We start from the raw sequence: 25,778 nt of genomic DNA, 5'->3' as shown, positions 1-25,778 counted from the left end.
TAGATGTCACACTAGCCCAAGCTTCACCAAACGCTCTGCAATTTGTACAGAATTCCAGGCAGCGCCCTTCAGCAGGTTATCGGATACGATCCACAGGTGGAAGCCTTTGTCGTTATTCAAGTCTTTGCGGATTCGGCCCACGAATACATCATTCTTGCCGGCTGCGTATAACGGCATCGGGTACTCCTGCTCTGCCGGATTATCCTGCAGTACAATCCCCTCAGCGTTTGCCAGCAAAGCACGCAGCTCATCAGCTGTTACGCCTTCCTGCTCTATTTCAATATAAACAGATTCAGAATGGCCGGCTACAACAGGCAGACGCACGCATGTTGCGGCTACTTCCAGCTCGGGCATGTGCATGATTTTCTTCGTCTCGTTAATCATCTTCATTTCTTCAAATGTAAAGCCGTTATCCTCAAACTTATCAATTTGCGGAATGGCATTGAACGCAATCGGATAATGCTTATCTAATGCGCCCACAGGCAGAATGTCCGCCTCCGGCTGCTCCCCGTTCAGCATGGCGCGCGCTTGATTGTGCAGTTCTTGAACCGCAGCGGCTCCCGCGCCGGACACAGCTTGATATGTGGAAACGATGACCTTTTTCAGGCCGTATTGCTGGCGGATCGGCTCGAGTGCCACCACCATCTGAATCGTGGAACAGTTTGGATTGGCAATAATGCCATTATGTGTCTGTAAGTCAGCTTCGTTCACTTCAGGAACGACAAGCGGTGTATGCTCATCCATACGGAATGCACTTGTGTTATCCACTACAATCGCGCCGCGTTTCGCCGCCTCGGGGGCCAGCGCCTTGGATACAGAACCGCCTGCGCTGAACAGGGCAATATCCACACCTTCGAAGCTTTCCGGTGTCGCCTCCTGTACCGTTAACTCTTGGCCTTTAAATACGATGGTCTTTCCTGCAGAACGTTTAGATGACAAAAGCGTTAACTTCTCCATTGGGAAGTTACGGCTTTCTAACGTTTGTAACATTTGTTCTCCTACTGCGCCGGTTGCTCCAACTACAGCGACATGAAAAGATTGCTTCTTTTCCATCACTATGCCCCTTTCTGACTTTGGAAAAAGATGGAGGTTACCCGCTCCATCTTTTTAATAGAACAATTTTATCATAATGTAGCGCAGGAATAACGACTTTTTTCGAAAAAATATTTCTTAAGATGAGTATTAATTCATATAGCGGTATTTTTCTACAATGACAGGCTGAAGCTGCTTGCCCTCAAGTGCTGCTGTAATTGTGTCCCGCAGCAGCTCCATTCGCGCCACCATGGAGTTCGGCTTCTTATCCGGGGCATCCTGGCCGAACGGGGCAAAGTATATGTTTTTCGTTGCCATCAGGCGCATCAGGTTCACGCCATTCAGCCCAAGGGCATCGTTTGTGGAAATGGCCAACACAACCGGTTTGCAATTGCGCAGGGTGGCTTTGGCAGCCATGAGCACAGGGGAATCTGTCATCGCGTTGGCGAGCTTGCTCATGGAATTGCCTGTCATTGGGGCGATGACCATGACATCAAGCGGAATTTTCGGTCCAAGCGGCTCTGCGCCGACAATACTGTCAATAGCCGTAAAGCCTGTAATGGCTTCAATTTTCTTGATCCACTCTTCTCCTTCTCCGAAACGGGTGTTTGTATGTTTCAGCGTGTAGGATACAACCGGCCGCACCTCTGCTCCTTCATCCACAAGCTGCTGCAGATACGGCATCACTTCCTCATAGGTGCAATGCGATCCTGTAAATCCAAATCCGATACGTTTTCCTTTTAAGCTCATGCTGTTGTCTCCTTTCTCAATCGCAAATCCTGCAAGAGGGAAGATAATACATTTGCCAAAATCTGCCCGGCAGTTTTCGGGGCTACAATACCGGGAAGACCGGGAGCCAGGAAGGCTTTGATGCCGCGTTTCTCGGCATAACGGAAGTCCGTTCCGCCAGGCTTGGAGGCCAAATCAATGATTAAGGTATGGGCCGGCATTTTCGAAATGACGCTTGCCGTCACCACCTGATGCGGAATGGTATTAATGACAACGTCCGCATTCTGCACTTCCTTCTCAATGTCGTTCATATGGAACGGCACCATGACCATTTCACTGATGCGGGCCAGATGCTCCGAGCGCCGCGCGCCAACCCGGACATTTGCGCCGAGTGCGTGGAAGGTTCGGGCAACGCTCATCCCGGTGCGGCCAAAGCCAAGCACAACGACACGCGATCCGTGAATGGTATAATCCGTATGCTGAATCACCATCATAATCGTTCCTTCCACGGTCGGAATCGAGTTGTAAATGGCTACATCATCACGCTCAAACAGCCGGATCAGCTTGCGGTTTGTGGAGGCTGCCAAGCTGTCTAAGTATGCATTGCTGATGCCTGAGAAGATAGTAAAATGAGCAGGCGTCTGTTCAATCTGTTCCTTGGTCAGCACTACCTTCTGATTTGAAAAAATAGTATCAACCCCGCCCTCCGCATTTGTTCCCGCCACTGGCAGAATCATTGCATCAAGCGAAGAAAAGTCCAACGTTTGAATTTGCTCCTTGGATGCGCCGGTGAATCCATGGTCCAGCTGGTCGAAGCCGACCAGCGAGAGCTTCGCATCCAACTCAATCAGCTTGCGGATCACCTCGAGCTGCCGTGCATCTCCGCCGACCACTGCCACGTGCATATTCGTTAACATATCGTGCTTCACCTTCTTCTTTCTTGAGCTCATGAAGTCATATAAGAAATTCGCCTATCTCGCTGTTTTCCTCCACATCATATGTCAAAGCGGGAAGGTGGGTGATACGTCTGCATGAAAAAAGACGAAGAAGCCCTGTGGCTTCTTCGTCTTTTCTCAATCCAATGGACTGTCAGACAAATCAAAGATAATCATGTCCTGCCCAACCTTGCGTATGCGATTCCAGGAAACCCGCACTTCCTGTTGCGGACGCTTGAACGCATTCCATTTCCCCAACGGAATAATCAACGCATGAATCCGGCCATCTGTTTCATCAATTTCCAGATCGGCCTGTCCCAGCACCCCCATCCGTTCCGCCCGCTGCAAATCCACAATTTCCTTCCCGCTCAGTTCACTCAGCCGCAAGCTCCTCACCCCCGTACTTACACGTATGCCCAGTCCCATCAAAAAATGCCTACAAGATTACTTGTAGGCAAGGGCTTTCGGCAGTTCCCCTGCAGGCGAAATCAGAGAAACAGAAAATTCATCTGTAAAGGTACGGCGAATCAGTGCATCCACTTTTTGCTTGGTGACATCATTAATGCTTTCAATAATTTCATCGAGTGAGCGATGCTTGCCGAGCAGCAATTCATTTTTTCCGTTGCGGCTCATCCGGCTGTTTGTGCTCTCCAGGCTCAGCATAAGGTTCCCCTTCAGCTGTTCCTTGCTGTTCTTCAATTCCTTCTCTGTGATGCCCGTGTCCTTCAGCTGCGCCAGTGTTTGCTGGACTGTTTCATACAGCGTATCCAGTTGCTGGCTGCCTGTTCCCGCATAGATCGTCATCATTCCCGTATCCTCATAGGAGGAATGATAGGAGAACACAGAGTAAGCCAAACCGCGCTGTTCACGCACTTCCTGGAACAGTCTGCTGCTCATGCTGCCGCCTAGAATATTATTCAGCACGATTAAATCATACACATTCTCGTCTCCCACACTCAGCCCCTTATAGCCAAGGCAAAGATGGGCCTGCTCTGTTTCCTTCTTGCGGGCAGAACGGTTGAAATGAAACTCCGGCTTATGTATTTGCTGCTTGTTCGTTGTTCCCTGATAGTGGCCAAAATATCCCTCTACAGCCTTCATAAAGGATTCCGGCACATTTCCGGCAATGGAGATGACGACATTTTCCGGCGTGTAGTGATCCTTGATGTACTGTCGGAGTGTATCTCCTGTAAAAGTCGCCAAGGTATCCTCTGTGCCAAGGATTGGATATCCCAGCGGGTGGTTTTCATATGTAATTTTCGTCAGGATATCATGGACGATATCATCGGGTGTATCCTCATACATCTTGATTTCCTCGTACACCACGTTCTTTTCCTTTTCCAATTCCTCTTCTACAAAGGTGGAGTTGAAAAACATGTCTGCCAGGATCTCAAGAGCATATTCCGCATGCTCATCCAGCACCTTTGCGTAATAGCAGGTGTATTCCTTGGAAGTGAAGGCATTCACCTGTCCGCCGATGCTGTCGAAGGACTCCGCAATTTCGCGGGCTGAGCGGGATGCCGTCCCCTTAAAGAACATGTGCTCCAAGAAATGGGAAATGCCGTTATTTATCTCATTTTCATTGCGGGAGCCTGTGTGGATCCAAACGCCAATGGCGGCGGAACGCACAGTCGGAATGTGTTCAAACACAATGCGGACTCCGTTGCTGCATGTATATTTATTAATCAAGTGCCATCCTCCTAAGACATGTGATCTTGTTACAACAGACAGTTTGTCTATTTCCTAATCATAGCAAGTTTACGAAGCAATGTCATGTAATTCTCACGGTTCCAGCCGTTTTTCATCCAATAAAGCAGATACGGTGCCAATCTGATAGCCTTTCTCCTTCAGTTGGACAATAAGGGTATCCAGTGATTTTGCCGTGGAGGAGGTTGGATGCATGAGCACGATGGCTCCCGGATGCATCTTTCCAAGCACCCGCTGAAGCAGTACACTTGGCTCAGGCCGCTGCCAATCAATGGTGTCGACAGTCCACATAATCGTTCCCATTCCCATTTCATCTGCTATGCTGACAACTTCATCACGAAAGCTGCCGCTTGGCGGAGCAAACCACCGCACTTTGCGATTTGTGGCTGCCTCAATAATTTCGTTTGTTTTGGACAGCTGCTCACGGATAGCCGCTGCTGACAGCAGCTTCATATTGGGATGTGTATACGAATGGTTTCCGATCTCCTGTCCGGCATCCGCAATCATTTTGGCCATACTTGGATTCTCCTTGGCCCAACGTCCTTCCAAGAAGAAGGTGGCTTTTACCTTATGCTTTTTTAATATCTCTAACATCGATGGGATATATTCGTTTCCCCAGGCAACATTTACCGTAAGTGCCGTCATTTTCTTATCCGGATGCCCGCGGTAAACGGGGGCAGGCGGCAAATCCTGCAGGTGCACCTTCGGCCTCACCTCTTGGAACACGAGCTTGTTCTCATCAAATACCTTGCCCTTCTTCATGCTCTCGTAGGAGGCCTGTACATCCACCAGGCGGCCGTTATACCCGGGCGTGGCCTTCCACACTTTATCCACCACTGCATCCTGTGCAGGAATGTAATACTTCTTGGCCTTCTCCTGAATCTCTGCATATAAGGGAGAAACAGACTTGGAAGCAGCCGTGCTTCTGATCGTTTGCAGATACGAAGCAGTATAAGAGTTCTGTACCAAGACGAAGGCAATAAGAAGGATCAATCCAGCTGATATATATTTTTTCATCAGACAACCCCCTCAAAACACATTATGTCCCCCGTCTATAGTATAGAACAAAAATAAGAGCCGGATGCCCGGCTCTTATTGCTGCTCTTGTGCTTCTTGTGCTTTTTGCTCTTTTTCGCGCTGTTCCTTCAACAGGACTTTGCGGGATAGGTTGACACGTCCCTGCTTGTCAATCTCAATGACCTTCACAAGCACGTCATCACCGATTGCCACCACATCTTCTACCTTGCCGACACGCTCTTCAGCCAATTCAGAGATGTGAATCAGGCCGTCCTTGCCCGTGAAGAGCTCTACAAAGGCACCGAACTTTTCAATGCGTTTTACTTTACCAAGGTACACTTGTCCCACTTCCACTTCACGGACAATATCCTCGATAATTTTCTTCGCCTTCTGGTTCATCTCCTCATTGGTAGACGCGATGAAGATGGTTCCATCCTGCTCAATGTCAATCTTGACGCCAGTTTCCTCAATAATCTTATTGATTTGTTTGCCGCTTGGCCCAATTACGTCACGGATCTTGTCAGGGTTGATTGTCATGATCAGAATCTTTGGCGCATATGGAGACAGCTCGCTGCGCGGCTTGTCGATAATGGACAGCATGTGCTCCAGAATTTGCATACGGCCGATTTTCGCCTGCTGCAGTGCCTCTTCCAGGATTTCACGGGACAAGCCTTCGATCTTGATATCCATTTGCAATGCGGTTACGCCTTTTGCCGTTCCGGCTACCTTAAAGTCCATATCGCCGAGGTGGTCTTCCATGCCTTGGATGTCCGTCAGTACACTATAGTGCTCTCCGGACTTAACCAGACCCATGGCAATACCGGCCACCGGCGCCTTAATCGGCACACCCGCGTCCATGAGTGCAAGCGTGCTTGCGCAAATGGATGCCTGTGAAGTGGAACCGTTGGATTCCAGCACTTCAGATACCAGACGGACTGTGTATGGGAAGTCCTTTTCAGATGGAATGATAGGCTCAAGCGCACGCTCACCGAGGGCACCATGACCAATTTCACGGCGGCCCGGACCACGGATCGGACCTGTCTCACCGACGCTGAACAACGGGAAGTTATAGTGATGCATAAAGCGCTTGGACTCTTCAATGCCAAGGCCATCCAAAATTTGCACATCGCCAAGTGCACCGAGCGTACACACGCTGAGCGCCTGTGTCTGGCCGCGTGTGAACATGCCTGATCCGTGTGTGCGCGGCAGCAGGCCGATTTCAGAAGCCAGCGGACGGATTTCATCCACCTTGCGGCCATCCGGACGCACCTTCTCCACTGTGATCAGGCGGCGTACTTCGCCCTTCACAAGGCGGTACAACATTTCGTTCACTTGTGAAATGGTTTCCGGTGCTGCTTCCTGTTCTTCATAGTGGGCCAGCACACGCTTTTTCACTGCTGTAATTGCTTCTTCACGCGCATGCTTTTCATGCACCTGGACTGCAGACAGGATATCCGCTTCCGCCATTTCGCGCACTTCCTGCGCCAGCTCCGCGTCTACGTCGTACAGCGCAACCTCCATCTTCTCCTGGCCGACTGCCTGTACAATCTCCTCTTGGAATGCAATCAGGCGCTTAATTTCCTCATGGCCAAACATGATGGCCTCAAGCATGACTTCCTCCGGCACTTCGTTGGCACCGGCTTCTACCATGTTGATGGCATCCTTTGTACCGGCTACCACAAGGTGGATATCGCTTTGCTCGGCCTGTTCAACTGTCGGATTAATAATGAATTCTTCATTTACACGGCCAACAATCACACCGGCAATCGGTCCTTCAAACGGAATATTGGAGACGGACAATGCCAGAGATGAACCGACCATTGCAGCAATTTCAGAAGAGCAATCCTGGTCCACACTCATAACCATGCTGATGACCTGGACTTCGTTGCGGAAGCCATCCGCAAACAGCGGGCGGATTGGACGGTCAATCAAGCGGCTCGCCAAGATGGCCTTCTCACTTGGACGGCCCTCGCGCTTAATGAAGCCTCCAGGAATTTTTCCGACTGCGTACAAACGCTCCTCGTAATTCACTGTAAGCGGGAAGAAGTTTAAGTTCTTTGGTTCTTTAGATGCTGTTGCTGTTGATAAAACAACCGTGTCGCCGTAACGGACTAACACCGCGCCGTTTGCCTGCTTCGCAAGCTGGCCGGTTTCAACCACAAGCGGGCGGCCGGCAAGTTCTGTCGAGAAGACTTGCTTTTCCTGACCCATTTCAGTACCCCTCTCAATATAAGATATGTATATGCTTGTATGTAAAAAAAGCAGACTCATCATTATATATTCCTTCCCTAGTACCGCGATTTAAAATCACCGGATTCGGGGAAGAAAACAATATTTTTACCTAATAAAAAAGCGGGAAGATTCCCGCTTTTTCCGATTATCGACGCAAGCCAAGCTTCGTGATCAGTTCACGGTAACGCGTGATGTCTTTGTTGCGCAGGTAAGTAAGCAGGTTACGACGCTTACCAACCATTTTCAACAGACCGCGGCGTGAGTGGTGATCCTTCTTGTGAGTACGTAAATGTTCGTTTAGTACGTTGATTTGCTCTGTTAGGACAGCAATCTGTACCTCTGGTGAACCAGTGTCAGATTCATGCGTTTTGTACTGAGCAATAATTTCGTTCTTACGCTCTTGTTGAATAGCCATCCTATTCACCTCCTAATTGTAATCCCCAGTTACCGAGCAGGCGTCGGTGAGTCGCGCTGCCAAGCAATGGTTCTAATAAAGTACATATATTACAGTACTACTTTTTTTTAGAAAAAGCAAGCAGATTCTTCATTTTGCTGAAAATACTGCATGGCTGTTTCTTTGTCCCGCTGAATTTGTGCCACCAGCTCAGCAATGCCATTGAACCGCTGTTCCGAACGGATGCGGGTGTGCCACTCTACAACTACATCTTCTCCATAAATATCCTGATCGAAACCGAACAAATGCACTTCTATGGATAATTTTTTCTCATCCTGCTGAAATGTTGGTTTATACCCGATGTTACACACCCCGTTGTACCAGACGTCCTCCACTTTCATGCGGACCGCATACACCCCAGTCGGCGGCAGCATATAGTCCTCCGTCAAGCCGACATTGGCTGTCGGAAAGCCAATTTGCCGGCCGCGCTTGTCGCCGTGCACCACTGTGCCGGCAATGGTATAATATCTGCCGAGAATCGGGAGCAGCTCCTCCATCTTCCCTTCGCTGATCAGGCGGCGCAATAAAGTGGAACTTACCTTCTCTTCGTCATGCTGCACTTTTTCAATCACGCTTTGTGTAAACTCCCCTCTTGCATGGAATGGCATAGTCTCCATTGTTCCCTTTCCGAGACGGCCATATGTGAAGTCAAAGCCTGCCACCACATGCTTTACGTTGAGCGCAATAATATAAGCATCAACGAATTGCTGCGGAAGCAGATTGGCAAATGACCTATTGAATTCTACCACGTACAGCACATCTATTCCCAGTCGGGCAATCTGCTGCTCTTTATCGCATAGCGGTGTAATGTGCTTCATATGAACCGCGGAATTCCGCAGCACAACAGCTGGATGCGGCGCAAACGTCATAACCGCACTCTGGCAGCCGTATTCATCAGCAATTCGCTTCGCCGTGCGGATGACCTCCTGATGCCCCAGATGGACACCATCAAAATAGCCCAGCGCCAGAACGGTCGGCGGCATATCCTCCTGTTTCCACGCAGGCGGGTGGGTTAAATGGACAAGTTTCACGCTCAGCTTCACCTTTTTCTCTTATACTCCTATCAATACTTCATTATAGCTGCAATTCTTGATCATTCACAAGAACTTTCAGCGGCTTCAGCAATCCTTGCTTTGCCGGGTGCGGCTCGTAAATTGCCAAACAGACCCCATGCGGGTCAAAGACAGTGCAATACGTCTCTATCTTATCATGATTCGGCAGGAACGCACCATTTTTGACTTTGTCGGCCTGTTCCGCATCCACGTCAATGCGCGGAAATTCGGCAAGCGCCTGTTCGATTGGCAGCAGGATGTTCTGCACACTCTGTTGCTCCGCGCGTTCTTCCAGTTCTGCCAGGGTGACGCATTGAGCGAGTGTGAACATACCGGATGCTGTGCGGGTCAAATCTGACATGTGTGCCGGATAGCCCAACCTTTCCCCAATCATGACCGCCAGCGTGCGCACGTAGGTGCCTTTGCTGCAGGCCACCCGAAAGCGGAATGACAGGGGGGAGCCGGTGAAGGCTTCACGGTCATCCAACAGCTCAAATTGATGAATGGTGATGGTGCGCACCGGACGCTCCACCTCTATGCCCTGTCTGGCATACTCGTACAGCTTCCTGCCATTTACCTTCACCGCAGAGTACATGGGCGGCATCTGCTGCAATGTTCCTGTCAGTGAAGAGAGGACATCCAGAATGTCAGCGCGTGAAAATGTGCGGCTGACCTCCTTTTGCTCCACAATTTCTCCGGACGCATCCTCTGTTGTCGTAGAGAAGCCAATGGTCACTTCTCCCTCGTATATTTTCGTTTCGCTCGTGAGAAACTGCGCAATCTTGGTGGCACGGCCGATACATAAAGGCAGCACCCCCGTAACATCAGGGTCCAGCGTACCCGTATGGCCGATCCGTTTCTCCCGCAATATTTTTCTGGCCTTGAACACGCAATCGTGCGAGGTCATGCCCTTTGGCTTATTTAACAGCAACACTCCATCCATTGCTCCACCTCCGCTGTGTATTTCCTCATAAAAAATGGATAGACGAGTGTCTATCCATTTTCCATACGCCTTTATTCCTCAGCCTCATGACTGTCCTTGTTGATTTCATGAAGCAGCGTTTCAATTCTGTGTCCATAATCAATGGACTCATCAAATTCAAAAGAGATTTCCGGCGTTTTGCGCAGGCGGATCCGCTGCCCGATTTCGGAACGGATGAAGCCCTTTGCCTTTGCCAACGCCTTCAGTGTGTTCTCTCTCTGCTCTGCATCGCCCAAAATCGAAATATAGGCTTTGGCAAGCTGCAGGTCTCCGCTGACCTGCACATCTGTAACAGTTACAAAGCCAATGCGCGGGTCCTTGATTTTCCGGCCGATAATATCGCCCAGTTCTTTTTTCATCTGCTCGCCCACGCGGTTTGCACGTACCTTCATACTATCACCTCGTCTAATGCCATTCCATCGTCGTCACTGTGCGCTCAATTTCCGGAAAGGAATCGATCATTTCCAGCGCTTTTTGCAGCTCGCGCTCACAGGACGCGCGATGGGAGGAAACGGACACAATGGCTATTTCAGTCCGCTGCCAGGCATCCTGAAACCCGGTTTCGGCGACCGCTACATTATAGCGCTGCTTCAGCCGGGTTATGATGCGCTGCAGCACAGCCCGCTTGTCTTTCAGCGAGGCTGCGTCATAGATGATGCATTCACAGAAAACGGAGCCAATCACTTGCGCTCAATTTCCTGCATCACATAGGCTTCAATGATATCCTGTTCTTTAATATCGTTGAACTTTTCAACAGTAATACCGCACTCGTAGCCTTGTGCCACTTCTTTTACATCATCCTTATAGCGTTTTAGTGTATCCAATTTTCCTTCAAATACTACTACACCGTTACGGATGACACGAACGCTGCTGTCACGTGTGATTTTGCCGTCAATGACATAGCAGCCGGCAATCGTGCCAACCTTGGATACCTTAAATGTCTGGCGCACCTCTGCCTGGCCGATCACCTTCTCCTCATACTCAGGATCCAGCATGCCCTTCATGGCAGACTCTATCTCTTCAATTACATTGTAGATGATGCGGTGCAGACGAACGTCTACATTCTCCACTTCAGCCGTACGCTTTGCGTTGACATCAGGGCGTACGTTGAAGCCGATAACAATGGCGTTGGATGCAGATGCCAGAATGATATCGGATTCTGTGATGGCACCGGCGCCGGTGTGGATAATTTTCACCTTTACGCCTTCAACCTCAATTTTTTGCAGAGCTGCAGCAAGCGCCTCTACAGAGCCTTGTACGTCCGCCTTGACAATCAGGTTGATGTCCTTCACTTCACCCTGCTGAATTTGCTGGAACAAATCCTCCAGACTCAGCTTCGCTTTGTCTGTACGCTGTTCCATGACAGCGCGCTGAGAACGTGCTTCCCCGACCTGGCGGGCTGTCTTTTCGTCTGTGAATACCATGAAACGGTCGCCCGCTTGCGGCACATCGTTCAAGCCTGTAATTTCGATTGGCGTGGATGGGCCCGCTTCTTTAATGCGGCGTCCATGGTCATTGACCATTGCACGCACACGGCCGAATGTGCTGCCGACTACAATCGGATCGCCAACGCGCAATGTTCCATTTTGGACAAGCAGCGTCGCGATTGGTCCTTTCCCTTTGTCCAGCTGCGCTTCGATGACTGTGCCAAGCGCTGCGCGGTGCGGATTCGCTTTCCACTCTTCCACTTCACTGACAAGAAGGATCATTTCCAGCAGGTTGTCAATTCCTTCTCCCTGCAAAGCAGAGATTGGCACGAAGATGGTGTCGCCGCCCCAAGCTTCTGGAATTAAGGCATACTCCGTCAGCTCCTGCATAACACGGTCAGGATTTGCAGACGGCTTATCCATTTTATTCACTGCCACGATAATTGGTACCCCGGCAGCCTTCGCATGGTTGATTGCCTCAACTGTTTGCGGCATCACACCGTCGTCTGCTGCAACTACCAGAATGGTAATATCCGTTACTTGTGCACCACGGGCACGCATTGTAGTAAAGGCTGCGTGGCCTGGTGTATCCAGGAAGGTGATTTTCTTATCATTCACTTCCACCTGATACGCACCGATATGCTGTGTAATGCCGCCTGCTTCTCCAGCCGTTACCTTTGAGTTGCGGATGGAGTCCAGCAGGGTTGTTTTACCATGGTCAACGTGTCCCATGATCGTCACAACCGGCGGACGCTCTTCCAGCATCTCAGGCGCATCCGGCTCGTCAATGAAAGTTTCAAAGTTTGTTTCGTCGATGATAACTTCCTCTTGCACTTCCAGGCCGTATTCGCCCGCAATCAGCTCAATTGTGTCTTTATCGAGCTCTTGGTTGATGGTAGCCATGATGCCAAGCATGAACAGCTTCTTAATGAGTTCAGATGGCTCGCGGCCTACCTTCTTGGCAAGCTCGCCAACTGACAAACTTCCGCTGAACACAACCTTTGTCGGTGCGTCTTTGGACTGCGGCTGCTTCTGCTGGTTGCGCTTCCCTGGTGCGAAACGGTTGTTGGCAGTTGCCGTGTTCTGGTTTTTCTTCTTCTTTTTGTTGCTGTTTTTCTTGCCGCCGACGTTTGCGACCGCTTCGGATACTTCTTCCTCAAACTCATCTACAATAGAACGCTTCGCTCCCTGTTCCTCCGGAGCATACTGGTTATCTAATTTACCTACTACATCGTCATCTAACATTGCCATATGATTGGAGACCTCTATGTTCATTTCTTTTAGTTTTGTTATTACATCTTTACTGGATACGTTTTTCTGCTTTGCATATTCATGCACTCGCACTTTATTCATACCTTCACCCCCGATAAGTTGTATCGAGCATGCTAAGCAGCTTCTTGGCAAAGCCGTCATCTAGCACCGCCACAACTACCCGCTCATCTCTCCCGATTGCATGCCCTAAGTTCTGCCGGCTGTCTACATACTGCAATGGTACATGGTAATACGTTGTTTTATCAGTGACACGCTTTCTCGTATTATCCGAGGCATCCCCCGCGAGCAAAACAAGCTTTGCCTTGCCGCTTCGCACCTCCTTCAATACAAGCTCCTCACCGGATATAATTTTGCGCGCCCGGTTGGCCAACCCGAGCAGAGACATCCACTTATCCACCTACACTGTCTCCTTTTCGGCCAGCGCCAGCAGCTGCTCGTAAATGGCCGCATCGATTTGTGTGTGCAAATGATGCTCCAGCACCCGCTTTTTCTGCGCCTGTAAAATGCACTCCTTGTTCAGTGACAGGTAGGCCCCGCGTCCGGATTTCTTGCCGGTTATATCAACCGAAACCTCGCCTTCCTTGGACCGGACAACCCGGACCAATTCACGCTTTGGCTTCATCTCCTGCGTCGCCACACATTTGCGCATGGGAACCTTTCGATTATTCATGCCGCGCCACTCCTATTCCATATCTTCATCAAAAGAATAGAATACATCAAGCTGAGGCTTCTCTTCCTCTGCCAGCAGGCCCGACTTTCTTGCATCAGACTCACTCTTGATATCAATCTTCCATGCTGTCAGCTTTGCAGCCAGACGCGCATTTTGGCCGCGCTTGCCAATAGCCAGGGAAAGCTGGTGATCCGGCACAATCACTGTCGTTGCCTTTTCCTCTTCATTGACCAGCACCTTCACCACCTGTGACGGGCTCAGGGCATTTGCCACGTATTCCACAGGGTCATCGGACCAGCGTACGATGTCGATTTTTTCGCCCTTCAGTTCGTTTACAATGCGCTGCACACGCTGTCCCTTCGGACCCACGCAGGAGCCGACTGGATCTACGTCCGGATTCTCGGAGTATACAGAGATTTTGGAACGGTCGCCTGCTTCACGGGCTACCGAGCGGATTTCAACTGTTCCGTCGTAAATTTCCGGAACCTCCAGCTCGAACAGGCGCTTCAGCAAGCCAGGGTGCGTGCGGGATACAAAAATTTGCGGCCCCTTTGTTGTTTTTTCCACTTTTGTAATAAAGACACGGATGCGGTCATGCGGCTTATAATGCTCGTTTGGCATTTGCTCTGTGACGGGCAGCAGGGCCTCTACCTTGCCGAGGCTCACATAAATGTAGCGGGCATCCTGCCGCTGCACGATTCCCACCATAATATCTTCTTCGCGATCGATGAACTCGGAGTAGATGACGCCCCGTTCCGCTTCGCGTACACGCTGTGTCACCACCTGCTTTGCCGTCTGGGCGGCAATGCGGCCGAAATCCTTCGGCGTGACCTCAAGCTCCACAACATCGCCGACCTGATAGTTCGGGTGGATGAGGCGCGCTTCCTCCTCTGAGATTTCCAGGCGCGGATCAAACACGCTGTCAACGACATCCTTGCGGGCAAACACTTTAATGCTGCCGACTTCCGGATTAAAGCTGACCCGCACGTTTTGAGCCTGGTTGAAGTTGCGCTTGTAGGCAGAGATAAGCGCCGCTTCAATCGCATCAATGATAATTTCCTTGCTGATGCCCTTTTCTTTTTCTAGTACGAGCAAAGCATCTAATAATTCAGTGCTCATGGTGATCCCCCTTCTGACTAAAACATCACTGCAAGCCGTGCGCTTGCAATTTTTTCAACTGGTATTTGTACCTCTTTTTTGCGCGTTTTAATGGTAATCTGCAGTATGGCAACCGTACCATCATAAGAAAGCAGCAGCCCTTCAAACATCTTCTCGCCGTCGATCGGCTCATATGTCTTTACAGCTACCTTCTTCCCTACCGCCTTCACAAAATCCTGCTCCTTCTTCAAAGGACGTTCGGCTCCGGGAGATGATACATCCAAGAAGTATAGGTGAGGAATGGGATCCTTTTGGTCAAGCGCCTCGCTCAGGCGCTCACTTACCGTCCCGCACTCTTCAATATCTACACCTGTTTCAGAGTCGATGAACACGCGCAGGAACCAATCCTTTCCTTCCTTCACGTACTCAACGTCCACCAACTCCAGGTTCAATTCCTCTACAATCGGCTTCGCCAATTGCGCTACAATTTCCGTTACATTTCCGCTCATAAAGCGCCTCCTTTCTTGCAACCCGCACAGCAACTATAGAAACAGCGAATTGGTCCGTGAACCAAAGTGTCGCCCAAAGCATCCTATGCTTTCTTAGCTCATTAACAAAAGCCCCTGCCAAAAAGCAGGGAGTGTCTGTGTTAGTATTGCCAAATTCAAGCAATAAAACGTGTAGCAAAATATGTATGGTCACTTTCACGCTTTCTTGATACTTCATATAACACGAAAGAGCGGGTTGCCCCACTCTTTTTTGGAAAAAGCTATAGTCGCATGAATATCTCGTTTCTTACTATAACATAAACTGTTATATTTTGCAAAGCATTTTCTTAGAACAGCGACAGCTGGTTCTGATCCGGCAGAGATGCCAGGCAGCCCTGGCTGTCCAAATACTCCATAATCGTCTTGGAAACCTTGCCGCGCTGCTGCAGGTCCTCCTTGGACAGAAATTCACCGTCCTCGCGCGCCTTTACAATATTCAGTGCCGCGTTTGTACCAAGGCCCGGGATCGCATTGAACGGCGGGATCAGAGAGTCACCGTCAATGATAAACTCTGTCGCGCTTGAACGGTACAAGTCCACCTTTTGGAAGGAGAAGCCGCGCTCGCACATCTCCAAAGCCATTTCCAGAACCGTGAGCAAGCTCTTCTCCTTCGGCGATGCTTCCAGTCCCTTTTGTGCGATTTCATCAATCCGGGCCCGGATGGCCGTTGACCCCTTTGCCATAGCTTCTAAATCAAAGTCATCCGCACGCACCGTGAAATACGCAGCATAATACAGCGTCGGGAAATGCACCTTGAAGTACGCGATCCGCACCGCCATCAGAACGTATGCAGCGGCGTGCGCCTTCGGGAACATGTACTTGATTTTTTTACAGGAATCAATGTACCAGTCGGGCACATTGTTCTTCTTCATTTCCTCCTCCCACTCCGGCGGCACACCCTTTCCTTTACGCACGGATTCCATGATTTTAAATGCCAGAGACGGCTCAAGGCCCCGATAAATAAGGTATACCATGATATCGTCGCGGCAGCCGATAACGTCACTCAGCGTGCAGGTGCCGCTGTAAATGAGCTCATTGGCGTTGCCGAGCCAAACATCCGTGCCGTGCGACAGGCCAGAAATCTGTACAAGCTCGGAGAAGGTGGTCGGCTTCGTTTCCTCCAGCATCTGGCGGACAAACTTCGTCCCAAACTCCGGAATGCCGAGCGTTCCCGTTTTACATTGAATTTGCTCCTGCGTCACCCCGAGCGATTCTGTGCCGGAGAAGATTTTCATAACCTCCGGGTCATCGGTTGGGATTGTTTTTGGATCAATGCCGCTCAAATCCTGCAGCATCCGGATAACGGTCGGGTCGTCGTGCCCGAGTATATCCAGCTTCAGCAGGTTATCATGGATTGAGTGGAAGTCGAAGTGCGTCGTCCGCCACTCGGCCGAGGTGGAGTCCGCCGGATATTGAATAGGCGTGAAATCATACACGCTCATATAGTCCGGCACTACGATAATGCCGCCCGGGTGCTGGCCGGTTGTCCGCTTCACGCCGGTGCAGCCCATGACAAGGCGGTCAATCTCCGCTCCGCGGATGGTGATGTTATGATCCGATGCGTAGCCTTTAACGTAGCCATATGCTGTCTTATCAGCCACCGTGCCGATGGTGCCGGCGCGGTAGACGTTGTCCTCTCCAAATAATACCTTTGTGTAGTTATGCGCCCGCGGCTGATATTCGCCGCTGAAATTCAAATCGATATCAGGGACCTTGTCTCCCTTAAAGCCCAGGAACGTTTCAAATGGAATATCATGCCCGTCCTTCTTATAAGCAATGCCGCAATGCGGGCAATCTTTGTTCGGCAAATCAAAGCCCGACCCGACAGACCCGTCGTTAAAGAACTCCGAGCGCTTACAGCTTGGGCACACATAATGCGGCGGCAGCGGATTTACCTCGGTAATTTCCATCATCGTCGCCACGAACGAGGAGCCGACAGAACCACGCGAGCCGACAAGATATCCGTCATCAAGCGACTTCTTCACCAGCTTATGCGAAATGAGATAAATAACCGCAAAGCCGTGCCCGATAATACTCTTCAATTCCTTTTCCAGGCGCGCCTCCACAATTTCCGGCAGCTGTTCACCGTAAATGCTGCGTGCCCGCACATAACTCATCTCACGCGTCTCTTCGTCCGCCCCCTCAATACGAGGCGTATACAAGTCGTCCTTCACCGGCTTCACATCGCCGATCAAAGAAGCCACGTGCTGTGTATTTGTCACCACAATTTCCTTTGCGGTCTCTTCGCCTAAGAATGCGAATGCCTCCAACATCTCGTTTGTCGTCCGGAAATGCACGGATGGCAGCTTATGCCGGTTCAGCGGATTCGCCCCACCCTGTGAGCTGATGAGAATTTTTCGATAAATTGCATCATCCGGGTCCAAATAATGCACGTTTCCGGTCGCCACAACCGGCTTATCCAGCTTTTTGCCGAGCTTTACGAGATTTGTAATAATTTTGCGCAGCTGATTTTCGTCACGGACAAGCTCGAGGTCAATCAGATGGCTCAGCACCTGCGGCGGCATCACCTCAATATAATCATAAAACTGCGCCAGCCCCTCCACTTCCTCCGGCGCCTTCTGCATCATCGCCTCAAATACTTCCCCCCGGTCACAGGCTGTTCCAATCAGCAGTCCTTCCCGGTGCTTCTTCAGCACAGAACGCGGAATGCGGGGCACCCGATAGAAGTACTGTATATGGGAATACGAAACGAGCTTATACAGGTTCTTCAAGCCTTCATCAGACACAGCCAGCAGCGTCACGTGGCTTGGGCGTCCGCGCTTATACGCATCGCCCTGCCCCATGCTGTCATTGAGCTGATCATGGTACTCCATGCCGCGGCTCAGCGCATCCTTCAGCAGCTTCACCAGCAGATAGCCAGTAGCCTCCGTGTCATAAATAGCACGGTGATGCTGCGTCAATTCAATATCAAACTTTTTGCAAAGCGTGTTCAAGCGATGGTTTTTCATTTCCGGATATAAGAAACGCGCCAACTCCAGCGTATCAATAACGGGATTTTGCGCCTTCGGCAATCCGGCTTTTTGAAATCCGACGTTCAAAAAACCCATATCAAATGAAGCATTATGGGCCACAAGCGTGTGATCCCCCATCCAGTCGGCAAACCGTTTCAGCACCACATCCACCTCTGGTGCATCCTTCAACATATCATCGGTAATGCCTGTCAGTTCAATGATGGTTGCCGACAATGAGCGGTGCGGATTCGCAAATGACTCAAAGCGGTCGATAATCTCGCCGCCGCGCACCTTGACAGCCGCGAGCTCAATAATGGTGTCATAGACGGCTGACAAGCCGGTTGTTTCCACGTCAAACACCACATAGGTCTCGTCGGCCAACAGCCGATGCACTTCGTTGTAAGCAATCGGCACCCCGTCATTGACGAGGTTGGCTTCCACACCGTAAATCACCTGGATGCCAGCTTTTTTCCCTGCGGAGTATGCTTCCGGGAAGGACTGCGCCACGGCATGGTCTGTGACGGCAATGGCTTCATGCCCCCATTTCTTCGCCTGGGCAATGAGCTTGGCCACCGGCGTGACTGCATCCATCTGGCTCATCGGTGTGTGCAGATGCAGCTCCACCCGCTTTTCCCCTTCCGCTGCAGTGTCCTTCCGCTGCGGTGCCTTTACCTCATTGACATCGTTCGCAATCATCACGAGGTCGCGGACAAACGTATCATTTTGCACCGAGCCGCGCACCTTCAGCCACATGCCTTTTTTCACACTTTGAAGCAACGGGATGTCCTCCTTATCGCGCGAGAACATTTTCACAATAATGGAATCTGTATAATCCGTAATCTTAAATGTTAATAGCGTACGGCCGCTGCGCAGTTCCTTTGCCTCTACATCAAATACATAGCCCTGCACAGTTTTGCGCTTTTCTTCATCTTGGATATCCCGGATTGGGATGATCTCTTCATCCTCTTTAATATTGTAACCGATCATCAGCGGCTGGTCCGCAGGCACGGCATTCCTCTCATCGTCCTTCTTCGCCATTTCCTCCACCGCTTTTTGTACCTTCTCGCGGTCCTCCTGCTGCTTCTGCTCCATGAAGCGCTGAATCTCCTCTTGATCTTGATTGACGGTTGTATCCAGAGTCAATCTGGGGAAACCGAATACTTCATAAAGATCACTGATGGACTTTGCCGCATTCTTCTTCAGCGCAGCTTCTTCCAATTCATTCTTCACGCGCAGCATCAGCTTTAAACCATTCGCAGATGGCAGCTGCTCCCGCAAATATGCGAACATGGGAGAAAGAGTCATCTTGCTTGTACACAGCGGCCAATAGGCCTGCACATCGCTTTCCCCAAACTGCTTATTTTCTGCCTGTACCAGGAAGGAAACTGCGGCAATCTGTGAAAAGGATTGCTGCAGCTTGTCCTCCAGCATCTCATATACCTTCGCCGGCAAAATGCGGGGCAAAGTGAAATGGAAGCACCAGCTTTTATTGCTTGTATCTACAACGAGCTTCTCAATTCCAGCCTGTTCAAAGTACTCCGCACGCCAAGATTCCGGCATGCCAAGCTGCTCCAGCAAAATCCGGAACCGGTCACGCTGCTCTTCTGTTAATGCCGCCATAAAAATCCTCCCCTCAAAAGAAAAGCTGAAGCAGCCCGTTTAGCCATCAGAAGGGAGGCTCTGGCCACTAAAAGGCGCTCTTTGTCTTTTAGTGGTCAGGTTCTCCCTGACAGATGGCTGGCTGCTGAAGCTGGACAATTCTCCAAAAACAATCGTTGCTAAACTCTAAAAGAAGGTACCCAATGGGTACCCTTCTCTTATTGTAAGATATTTGCGATGTATGTGTGAAGTTCAGAAACTGGAATTTCTGCAATTTCTCCTGTTTCCCGCACCTTCACTTCGACAATGCCTTCTTCAGCTTTCTTCCCGACTGTTACACGGACAGGAATTCCGAACAGGTCAGAGTCGGCAAACTTGACACCAGGACGCTCCTGGCGGTCATCGAGCAGCACCTCAAAGCCCTGTCCGCGCAAGGACGTGTACAGTGTCTCGGCCGTTTCCCGCTGTACATCCGTTTTCATGTTGACTGGAATCAGATGTACATGGAATGGCGCAACTGCAACCGGCCATTTCAGGCCATTTTCGTCGTTGAACTGCTCAGCCACCGCTGCCACTGTACGGGATACGCCAATGCCATAGCAGCCCATAATCATTGGCTGTGTTCTGCCGTTTTCGTCTAAATATGTTGCTCCCATGGCCTCGCTGTAGCGTGTGCCGAGCTTGAACACATGGCCAACCTCAATGCCGCGGGCAAAGCGGATCGTACCCTGTCCATCAGGAGAAGCGTCTCCCTCCTGGATAAAGCGCAAATCTGTATATTGGCTGACTGTGAAATCACGGTCCGGGTTCACATTTACGTAATGGAAGCCTTCTTCATTTGCGCCGCAGCAGCCATTGACAACAGCCTCCACCGCATGGTCCGCAATCACCTCAACCTTGTCTGCCACACCAATTGGACCCAAGGAGCCAACCGCACAGCCAAGCAGGTCTTGTACCTCTTCCGCGGAAGCCAGTTCTACGACGGATGCGCCATAGAGGTTTTTGACCTTAATATCATTCACCTCATGGTCGCCGCGCACCAGCACGAGCACAAACTTGTCATCCACGCGGAACACCATGGATTTGATGCATTGCGCTGCCGTCAAGCCAAGGAAGCCTGACACTTCCTCAATGGATTTCTGGTCCGGTGTCGCTGTTTTCTCCAATCCATTCAGCGGCTCGCCGCTCTTTTCGTACGTTGCCGCAACCGGCGCCATTTCAATGTTCGCCGCATAGCTGGAGGTATCGGAATATGCGATGGTATCTTCCCCGATGTCAGACAGCACCATGAACTCATGCGTATCCTTTCCGCCCATTGCGCCGGAATCGGCAATAACAGCACGGAAGTTCAAGCCGCAGCGGCGGAACACGTTAGAGTAGGCCGCATACATCTTGTCATATACATCACCCAGGCTTTCCTGGGAGTCATGGAAGGAGTAAGCATCCTTCATCAGGAATTCGCGGCCGCGCAGCAAGCCAAAGCGCGGGCGTTTTTCGTCCCGGAACTTTGTCTGAATCTGATAGAGTGTAAGCGGCAGCTTCTTATAGGATTTCACTTCATCCCGCACAAGCGACGTAATGACTTCTTCGTGGGTTGCGCCAAGCGCGAACTCCCGCTCATGGCGGTCCCTCATGCGCATCAGCTCCGGCCCATAGGAATACCAACGGCCGGAATCCTGCCATAATTCCGCAGGCTGCAGCGCCGGCATCAGCAGTTCCACCGCACCGGCATTCTCCATTTCCTCACGGATAATTTGCTCCACCTTTTGCAAAACGCGCAGACCCATTGGCAAAAAACTGTAGATACCTGATGCGTTCTGTCGCATGAAGCCCGCACGCAGCAACAGCTGGTGGCTTCTCACCTCGGCGTCCGACGGCACTTCACGCAACGTCGGACTAAATAGCATACTTTGTTTCATCTCTCATGTACACCTCTTTTTCTATAGGAAAAACTTCTTAATATCATTCCATGTTACAACCAGCATGAGCAGCATCAGCAAAGCAAAGCCGATGAAATGGACAAGCCCTTCCTTATGCCGGTCAATCGGCTTGCCGCGCAATGCCTCAATTGCAAAAAACAAGAGCCGCCCACCGTCCAAAGCTGGGAACGGAAGCAAATTGAACAGTCCAAGGTTGATGCTCAGTGCAGCCGTTAACCCAAGCAGGTTAATCGACCCGGATTCCGCCACCTTGCCGGTCAAGTTGTAAATGCCGACCGGGCCGGACAGCGCATCAATCGAAAATTGGCCCGTTACGAGCTGTATAAGCGACACAAACACAAGCTTCGTCCACTTATACGTCTGCTCAGCGCCTGATTGGACAGATCCGAGCAGGGATTTTTCCACCGGCCCGTATACGCCAAGGCGGCCGACTGTTTCCTTGCCTTCCTTCTCGGCAGCCGGCGTTACTTGCAGGCTCATGCTTTTGCCATTCCGCTGCAATTCCATGGTGATTTCCTGGCCGGGATTCTTGCGAATGAGCGTGGTGATATCTGTCCATGTCTCAGTCGGCGTGCCGTTAATGGACTGAATGACATCCCCGTGCTGCAAGCCGGCTTTTGCCCCGGCGCTTCCGGCTACAAGCTCACCGATAATCGGTTTATTCACCGGAATTCCCTGTACGAGGCCGATAATGACAAACAGCAGAAAGGCAAGCACAAAGTTCATGGCCGGGCCGGCAAAGATGGCCAGTGCACGCTGCCCCAATGTCTTGGAGCCAAATTGGCGGTTATAAGGGGCAATCTGTGTTTCTTCTCCTCCGGACACAAACTGTGCCTTTTCACTGACGCGAAAGATTTGTGCCTCATCCTCGTATTCCTCATATGCCTTGATTGTGAGCGCATGCTCCAAATCTGCATGCTCAACCTCCACCACCCGGGCCTGTGGATACTTGTCGCGATTGTCCAAAATAATTTTTGTAACCTTCCCGCCTTCATCCAGCAAAAGCGCGGCCTTTGAGCCCGGCTTCAGCTCAATGGTCTCCGGGTCTTCGCCAGCCATGCGGACATAGCCGCCAAGCGGCAGCAAACGGATGGTATAGACAGTCTCATTCTTCGTGAAGGAAAACAATTTGGGTCCAAAACCGATTGCGAATTCACGGCAAAGAATGCCCGCACGCTTTGCAAAATACAAATGTCCCAGCTCATGAAAGAATACGAGCGCACCGAAAATTAAGATAAAGGCAATCGCTGTGTTCAAATCGATAACCACCTTTGTTAAATTTGTCCCATCACGTACCGTCTGGCTGCCGCATCAATCTCCCTGATTTCCTCAAGACCTGGATTTGGACATACAGTGTGATGGTACATTGCCTGCTCAATCAATTCTTCAATCTGCAAGAAACTGATTTTACGTTGCAAGAACGCTTCTACTGCAGCTTCATTTGCTGCGTTCATAACGGTCGGCAGACTGCCGCCCATTCTGCCTGCCTCATAGGCAAAGCGCAAGCAGCGGAACCGCTCCAGATCCATCTGTTGAAAATGAAGAGTGCCAATTTCCCACAGCTGCAGCTGCTTTGCATCAGGCAGCGGAAGCCGGTCCGGATAAGTCAGCGCATACTGGATCGGCACACGCATATCAGGCGTGCCCAGTTGGGCCATCACACTCCGGTCCACAAACTCCACCATGGAGTGGATAATGCTTTCCTTATGTAGCACCACATCAATTTGGTTGTAGGGAAGACCGAACAGCCAATGAGCCTCAATTACTTCAAGTCCCTTATTCATCATTGTAGCAGAATCAATGGTGATTTTTGAACCCATGGACCAATTTGGATGCTTTAAAGCATCCTCCAGCGTTACGCTTTCCAAATCCGCCCTTGTCTGATCACGGAAGCTGCCGCCTGAAGCAGTTAAGATGAGTCTTGAAATACGCTTCTCATCTTCCCCGTTCAAGGCTTGGAAAATAGCCGAATGCTCGCTATCCACCGGAAGCAAATCCACTCCATGCCGGCGTGCCGCCTCTGTGACGAGATGGCCCGCTGTTACAAGTGTTTCCTTATTCGCAATCGCAATTGTTTTTCCTGCCTCAATGGCTCCCAGCGTCGGCACAAGCCCCACGCTGCCGACAACGGCATTCACCAAAAGGCTGCTGTCCGGGTGCAGCGCCACCTCCAGCAGTCCATTCTCGCCGTACACCGCCTTTGTATGGGCAAGGAATGGCCGCAGCCGGTCCAAATCTTCTCTCCGCTGTACGGATACAAGATCCGGTCCGAACTCCGCAATCACCTTTGCGGCAAATTCAATGTTGCGGCCCACCGAAAAGGCCGTCAACTGAAATTGCTCCGGGTGCAGGCGAATAATATCCAATGTTTGCGTTCCTATTGAGCCGCTTGCTCCGAGCAAACTAATTCTTTTCATGATTCCAGCTCCTTGTACAACACATTAAAAGAAACGAAGCAGGTGTAAAAGCGGCAGCACGAAAATAAGGCTGTCCAGCCGGTCCAAAATTCCGCCATGCCCCGGCAAAATGTTGCCGGAATCCTTTACACCGTAATGGCGCTTATACGCAGACTGCACCAAGTCGCCAAGCTGTCCGCAGACAGAGACCACCGCAGTGACAAGAACAACAGCAGCGGCACTGTCCCAAATCGGCAGGAACAGCTGATAGATGAAAGCAACCACAATGGCGCATATCACGCCGCCAATCGAACCTTCCACCGTTTTATTCGGGCTGATTTCCGGCCAAAGCTTTCGTTTCCCTACTGCTTTTCCAATAAAATATGCCCCTGAATCGGTTGCCCAAATGACAAAGAGAGCATAGAGAATATTGCGGATTCCTTCTATTCTTGTTTCATTCAGATAGTAGAAGCCGAGTGCCACATATAGAGTGGACAGCAGCAGAAATGCGGCATCATCAAAAGTAAATGTATTCTTGGACAGAACTGTATATGATAAGAGCAGCAGCACAACCAAAAATGTTATGTCCACTTTGGACCAATGCAGTCCTGTAAAGGTGCTGTCTTGGAATGATCCGCCCGGAATGAGAATCACCCAAAGCAACGCGGCTGCCAGCAGGGCCGGCACCGAGAGTACAGGCAGCTTTTTCATCCGGACAAGCTCATACAGCCCGATGGACGCCAGCACATACACCAGTGCAGTGAACAGCCATCCGCCCGACCAGACAATCGGAATGAACAAAGCAGCTGCCACAACCCCCGTAATAATTCGTTGCTTCATCTTGCTATAACCTCTCTTTCTTAGACACCGCCGAATCTGCGTCCGCGCTTTTGAAAGCTCATTACAGCCTCAAGCAAATGTGCTTCCGTAAAATCCGGCCAATAATCCTCTGTAAACCAAAGCTCCGTATACGCAATCTGCCAAAGCATGAAATTGCTGATCCGGATCTCTCCGCTTGTGCGGATCAACAAATCCGGATCCTGAACAGGGAGACTGCTTGTCATGAGATAAGATGACAGGAGCTGTTCGGTAACGTCCTCTGCAGTGAATTTTCCCTCTATACTATCTGTAACCAAGTTTTTCACCGCATAAACCATTTCATCACGACTTCCATAGTTTAAGGCAAAGTTTAAAACCATTCCGGTGTTATGAGCTGTTTCAGCCATCGCTCTCTCTACAGCGGCAAGTGTATGGGCAGGCAGCCCTTCCTTATGCCCCATGAGGCGCACCTGAACATTCTCGCTTACAAGCTCCGGAAGAAACGTACCGAGAAACTCCTGCGGCAGCTTCATCAAATATTCCACTTCCGGCTTCGGGCGTTTCCAATTTTCCGTGGAAAAGGCATATAAGGTCAGAACCTTCACACCAAGCTCACTGGCAAACTTCGTAATTTTGCGCACTACCTTCATTCCCTCGTGGTGCCCGGCCACCCGCGGCAATGCTCTCCGCTTTGCCCAGCGTCCGTTTCCGTCCATAATAATGGCAATATGCTCCGGAATTTCCCGTTGCTTCGCTTCTGCAACAAGATCTTGAAACGATGCATTCGCTTTGTCCTTTAAAAAGGAAAATCTCTTTAACATCATGTAAACCCTCCACGAGCACACATATTCCGTAAAAGTGTAAAAAGACCCCCTTGTGCAGAGGGTCATGCAGCGC

The 25,778-nt window shown here is 50.6% G+C and carries 23 protein-coding genes; all 23 read right to left on the bottom strand.

What is annotated here, in order from left to right:
• Positions 1-6: 6 nt before the first annotated feature.
• A complete protein-coding gene (gene asd, locus NK662_RS10910) occupies positions 7-1,053 on the bottom strand; it encodes an aspartate-semialdehyde dehydrogenase (protein WP_254758969.1) in 1,047 nt (348 codons plus the stop codon).
• A gap of 129 nt (positions 1,054-1,182) precedes the next feature.
• Positions 1,183-1,782, bottom strand: coding sequence for a dipicolinate synthase subunit B (locus tag NK662_RS10905; protein WP_254758968.1), 600 nt, complete (start codon positions 1,780-1,782; stop codon positions 1,183-1,185).
• Entirely contained in the window at positions 1,779-2,678 is a 900-nt protein-coding gene (gene dpaA, locus NK662_RS10900) for a dipicolinic acid synthetase subunit A (RefSeq protein ID WP_254758967.1), read from the bottom strand. Before dpaA ends, NK662_RS10905 begins: the two co-directional genes overlap by 4 nt.
• 156 nt (positions 2,679-2,834) lie before the next feature.
• The gene (locus NK662_RS10895; protein WP_254758966.1) at positions 2,835-3,083 is read right to left on the bottom strand and encodes a YlmC/YmxH family sporulation protein; all 249 of its coding nucleotides are present in this window, start codon (positions 3,081-3,083) and stop codon (positions 2,835-2,837) included.
• Positions 3,084-3,140: 57 nt separating this feature from the next.
• Positions 3,141-4,385, bottom strand: a complete 1,245-nt coding sequence (locus tag NK662_RS10890) for a M16 family metallopeptidase (protein ID WP_254758965.1) — start codon at positions 4,383-4,385, stop codon at positions 3,141-3,143.
• Positions 4,386-4,478: 93 nt separating this feature from the next.
• Positions 4,479-5,420, bottom strand: a complete 942-nt coding sequence (locus NK662_RS10885; RefSeq protein WP_254758964.1) for a polysaccharide deacetylase family protein — start codon at positions 5,418-5,420, stop codon at positions 4,479-4,481.
• Between the two features lie 75 nt (positions 5,421-5,495).
• The gene (gene pnp, locus NK662_RS10880) at positions 5,496-7,631 is read right to left on the bottom strand and encodes a polyribonucleotide nucleotidyltransferase (protein ID WP_254758963.1); all 2,136 of its coding nucleotides are present in this window, start codon (positions 7,629-7,631) and stop codon (positions 5,496-5,498) included.
• A gap of 166 nt (positions 7,632-7,797) precedes the next feature.
• The gene (gene rpsO / locus NK662_RS10875; protein WP_254758962.1) at positions 7,798-8,067 is read right to left on the bottom strand and encodes a 30S ribosomal protein S15; all 270 of its coding nucleotides are present in this window, start codon (positions 8,065-8,067) and stop codon (positions 7,798-7,800) included.
• 107 nt (positions 8,068-8,174) lie between these two features.
• Complete coding sequence (gene ribF, locus NK662_RS10870; protein WP_254758961.1) at positions 8,175-9,137, bottom strand: bifunctional riboflavin kinase/FAD synthetase; 963 nt, start codon at positions 9,135-9,137, stop codon at positions 8,175-8,177.
• A gap of 43 nt (positions 9,138-9,180) precedes the next feature.
• Complete coding sequence (gene truB, locus NK662_RS10865) at positions 9,181-10,101, bottom strand: tRNA pseudouridine(55) synthase TruB (RefSeq protein WP_254758960.1); 921 nt, start codon at positions 10,099-10,101, stop codon at positions 9,181-9,183.
• 71 nt (positions 10,102-10,172) lie between these two features.
• Positions 10,173-10,532 carry a 30S ribosome-binding factor RbfA gene (gene rbfA / locus NK662_RS10860; protein ID WP_254758959.1) on the bottom strand — a complete coding sequence of 120 codons (360 nt, stop codon included), beginning with the start codon at positions 10,530-10,532 and terminating at the stop codon, positions 10,173-10,175.
• Between the two features lie 13 nt (positions 10,533-10,545).
• Entirely contained in the window at positions 10,546-10,824 is a 279-nt protein-coding gene (locus NK662_RS10855) for a DUF503 domain-containing protein (protein ID WP_254758958.1), read from the bottom strand.
• Complete coding sequence (gene infB, locus NK662_RS10850) at positions 10,821-12,920, bottom strand: translation initiation factor IF-2 (RefSeq protein WP_254758957.1); 2,100 nt, start codon at positions 12,918-12,920, stop codon at positions 10,821-10,823. The genes NK662_RS10855 and infB overlap by 4 nt, the downstream gene beginning before the upstream one ends.
• Positions 12,921-12,924: 4 nt before the next feature.
• Complete coding sequence (locus NK662_RS10845; RefSeq protein ID WP_254759244.1) at positions 12,925-13,224, bottom strand: YlxQ family RNA-binding protein; 300 nt, start codon at positions 13,222-13,224, stop codon at positions 12,925-12,927.
• Positions 13,225-13,236: 12 nt separating this feature from the next.
• Positions 13,237-13,509, bottom strand: a complete 273-nt coding sequence (rnpM, locus tag NK662_RS10840; protein WP_254758956.1) for an RNase P modulator RnpM — start codon at positions 13,507-13,509, stop codon at positions 13,237-13,239.
• Positions 13,510-13,521: 12 nt separating this feature from the next.
• Positions 13,522-14,628 (bottom strand): transcription termination factor NusA, encoded by a 1,107-nt coding sequence (nusA, locus tag NK662_RS10835; RefSeq protein WP_254758955.1) that lies wholly within the window; start codon positions 14,626-14,628, stop codon positions 13,522-13,524.
• Between the two features lie 17 nt (positions 14,629-14,645).
• On the bottom strand, positions 14,646-15,116 hold the full coding sequence (gene rimP, locus NK662_RS10830) for a ribosome maturation factor RimP (RefSeq protein WP_254758954.1): 471 nt from the start codon (positions 15,114-15,116) through the stop codon (positions 14,646-14,648).
• A 326-nt stretch (positions 15,117-15,442) separates the two neighbouring features.
• A complete protein-coding gene (locus NK662_RS10825) occupies positions 15,443-19,747 on the bottom strand; it encodes a PolC-type DNA polymerase III (RefSeq protein ID WP_254758953.1) in 4,305 nt (1,434 codons plus the stop codon).
• A 197-nt stretch (positions 19,748-19,944) separates the two neighbouring features.
• Positions 19,945-21,645: a proline--tRNA ligase gene (locus NK662_RS10820; protein ID WP_254758952.1), complete on the bottom strand. Its 1,701-nt coding sequence runs from the start codon at positions 21,643-21,645 to the stop codon at positions 19,945-19,947.
• Between the two features lie 21 nt (positions 21,646-21,666).
• On the bottom strand, positions 21,667-22,923 hold the full coding sequence (rseP, locus tag NK662_RS10815) for an RIP metalloprotease RseP (RefSeq protein WP_254758951.1): 1,257 nt from the start codon (positions 22,921-22,923) through the stop codon (positions 21,667-21,669).
• Positions 22,924-22,940: 17 nt separating this feature from the next.
• Positions 22,941-24,083, bottom strand: coding sequence for a 1-deoxy-D-xylulose-5-phosphate reductoisomerase (dxr, locus tag NK662_RS10810; RefSeq protein WP_254758950.1), 1,143 nt, complete (start codon positions 24,081-24,083; stop codon positions 22,941-22,943).
• Positions 24,084-24,107: 24 nt separating this feature from the next.
• A complete protein-coding gene (locus NK662_RS10805) occupies positions 24,108-24,902 on the bottom strand; it encodes a phosphatidate cytidylyltransferase (RefSeq protein WP_254758949.1) in 795 nt (264 codons plus the stop codon).
• A gap of 20 nt (positions 24,903-24,922) precedes the next feature.
• A complete protein-coding gene (uppS, locus tag NK662_RS10800) occupies positions 24,923-25,705 on the bottom strand; it encodes an undecaprenyl pyrophosphate synthase (protein WP_254758948.1) in 783 nt (260 codons plus the stop codon).
• Positions 25,706-25,778 lie beyond the last annotated feature (73 nt).

The organism is Ectobacillus ponti (assembly GCF_024294785.1).
GTDB lineage: Bacteria > Bacillota > Bacilli > Bacillales > Bacillaceae_G > Ectobacillus > Ectobacillus ponti.
Note: the sequence above shows the minus strand (reverse complement) of the source record. Positions and strands in the feature narration are given on the sequence as shown.

Bases quoted from the DNA above. Each gene is read 5' to 3' on its own strand.
- rbfA (WP_254758959.1), bottom strand. From the start codon at position 10,532: ATGAAGGTACGTGCAAACCGCGTGGGCGAGCAGATGAAAAAAGAACTG.
- NK662_RS10885 (WP_254758964.1), bottom strand. From the start codon at position 5,420: ATGAAAAAATATATATCAGCTGGATTGATCCTTCTTATTGCCTTCGTC.
- dxr (WP_254758950.1), bottom strand. From the start codon at position 24,083: ATGAAAAGAATTAGTTTGCTCGGAGCAAGCGGCTCAATAGGAACGCAA.
- infB (WP_254758957.1), bottom strand. From the start codon at position 12,920: ATGAATAAAGTGCGAGTGCATGAATATGCAAAGCAGAAAAACGTATCC.
- rpsO (WP_254758962.1), bottom strand. From the start codon at position 8,067: ATGGCTATTCAACAAGAGCGTAAGAACGAAATTATTGCTCAGTACAAA.
- asd (WP_254758969.1), bottom strand. From the start codon at position 1,053: ATGGAAAAGAAGCAATCTTTTCATGTCGCTGTAGTTGGAGCAACCGGC.
- pnp (WP_254758963.1), bottom strand. From the start codon at position 7,631: ATGGGTCAGGAAAAGCAAGTCTTCTCGACAGAACTTGCCGGCCGCCCG.
- rnpM (WP_254758956.1), bottom strand. From the start codon at position 13,509: ATGAATAATCGAAAGGTTCCCATGCGCAAATGTGTGGCGACGCAGGAG.
- truB (WP_254758960.1), bottom strand. From the start codon at position 10,101: ATGGATGGAGTGTTGCTGTTAAATAAGCCAAAGGGCATGACCTCGCAC.
- uppS (WP_254758948.1), bottom strand. From the start codon at position 25,705: ATGATGTTAAAGAGATTTTCCTTTTTAAAGGACAAAGCGAATGCATCG.
- NK662_RS10825 (WP_254758953.1), bottom strand. From the start codon at position 19,747: ATGGCGGCATTAACAGAAGAGCAGCGTGACCGGTTCCGGATTTTGCTG.
- NK662_RS10820 (WP_254758952.1), bottom strand. From the start codon at position 21,645: ATGAAACAAAGTATGCTATTTAGTCCGACGTTGCGTGAAGTGCCGTCG.
- NK662_RS10805 (WP_254758949.1), bottom strand. From the start codon at position 24,902: ATGAAGCAACGAATTATTACGGGGGTTGTGGCAGCTGCTTTGTTCATT.
- NK662_RS10905 (WP_254758968.1), bottom strand. From the start codon at position 1,782: ATGAGCTTAAAAGGAAAACGTATCGGATTTGGATTTACAGGATCGCAT.
- dpaA (WP_254758967.1), bottom strand. From the start codon at position 2,678: ATGTTAACGAATATGCACGTGGCAGTGGTCGGCGGAGATGCACGGCAG.
- rimP (WP_254758954.1), bottom strand. From the start codon at position 15,116: ATGAGCGGAAATGTAACGGAAATTGTAGCGCAATTGGCGAAGCCGATT.
- nusA (WP_254758955.1), bottom strand. From the start codon at position 14,628: ATGAGCACTGAATTATTAGATGCTTTGCTCGTACTAGAAAAAGAAAAG.
- NK662_RS10845 (WP_254759244.1), bottom strand. From the start codon at position 13,224: ATGTCTCTGCTCGGGTTGGCCAACCGGGCGCGCAAAATTATATCCGGT.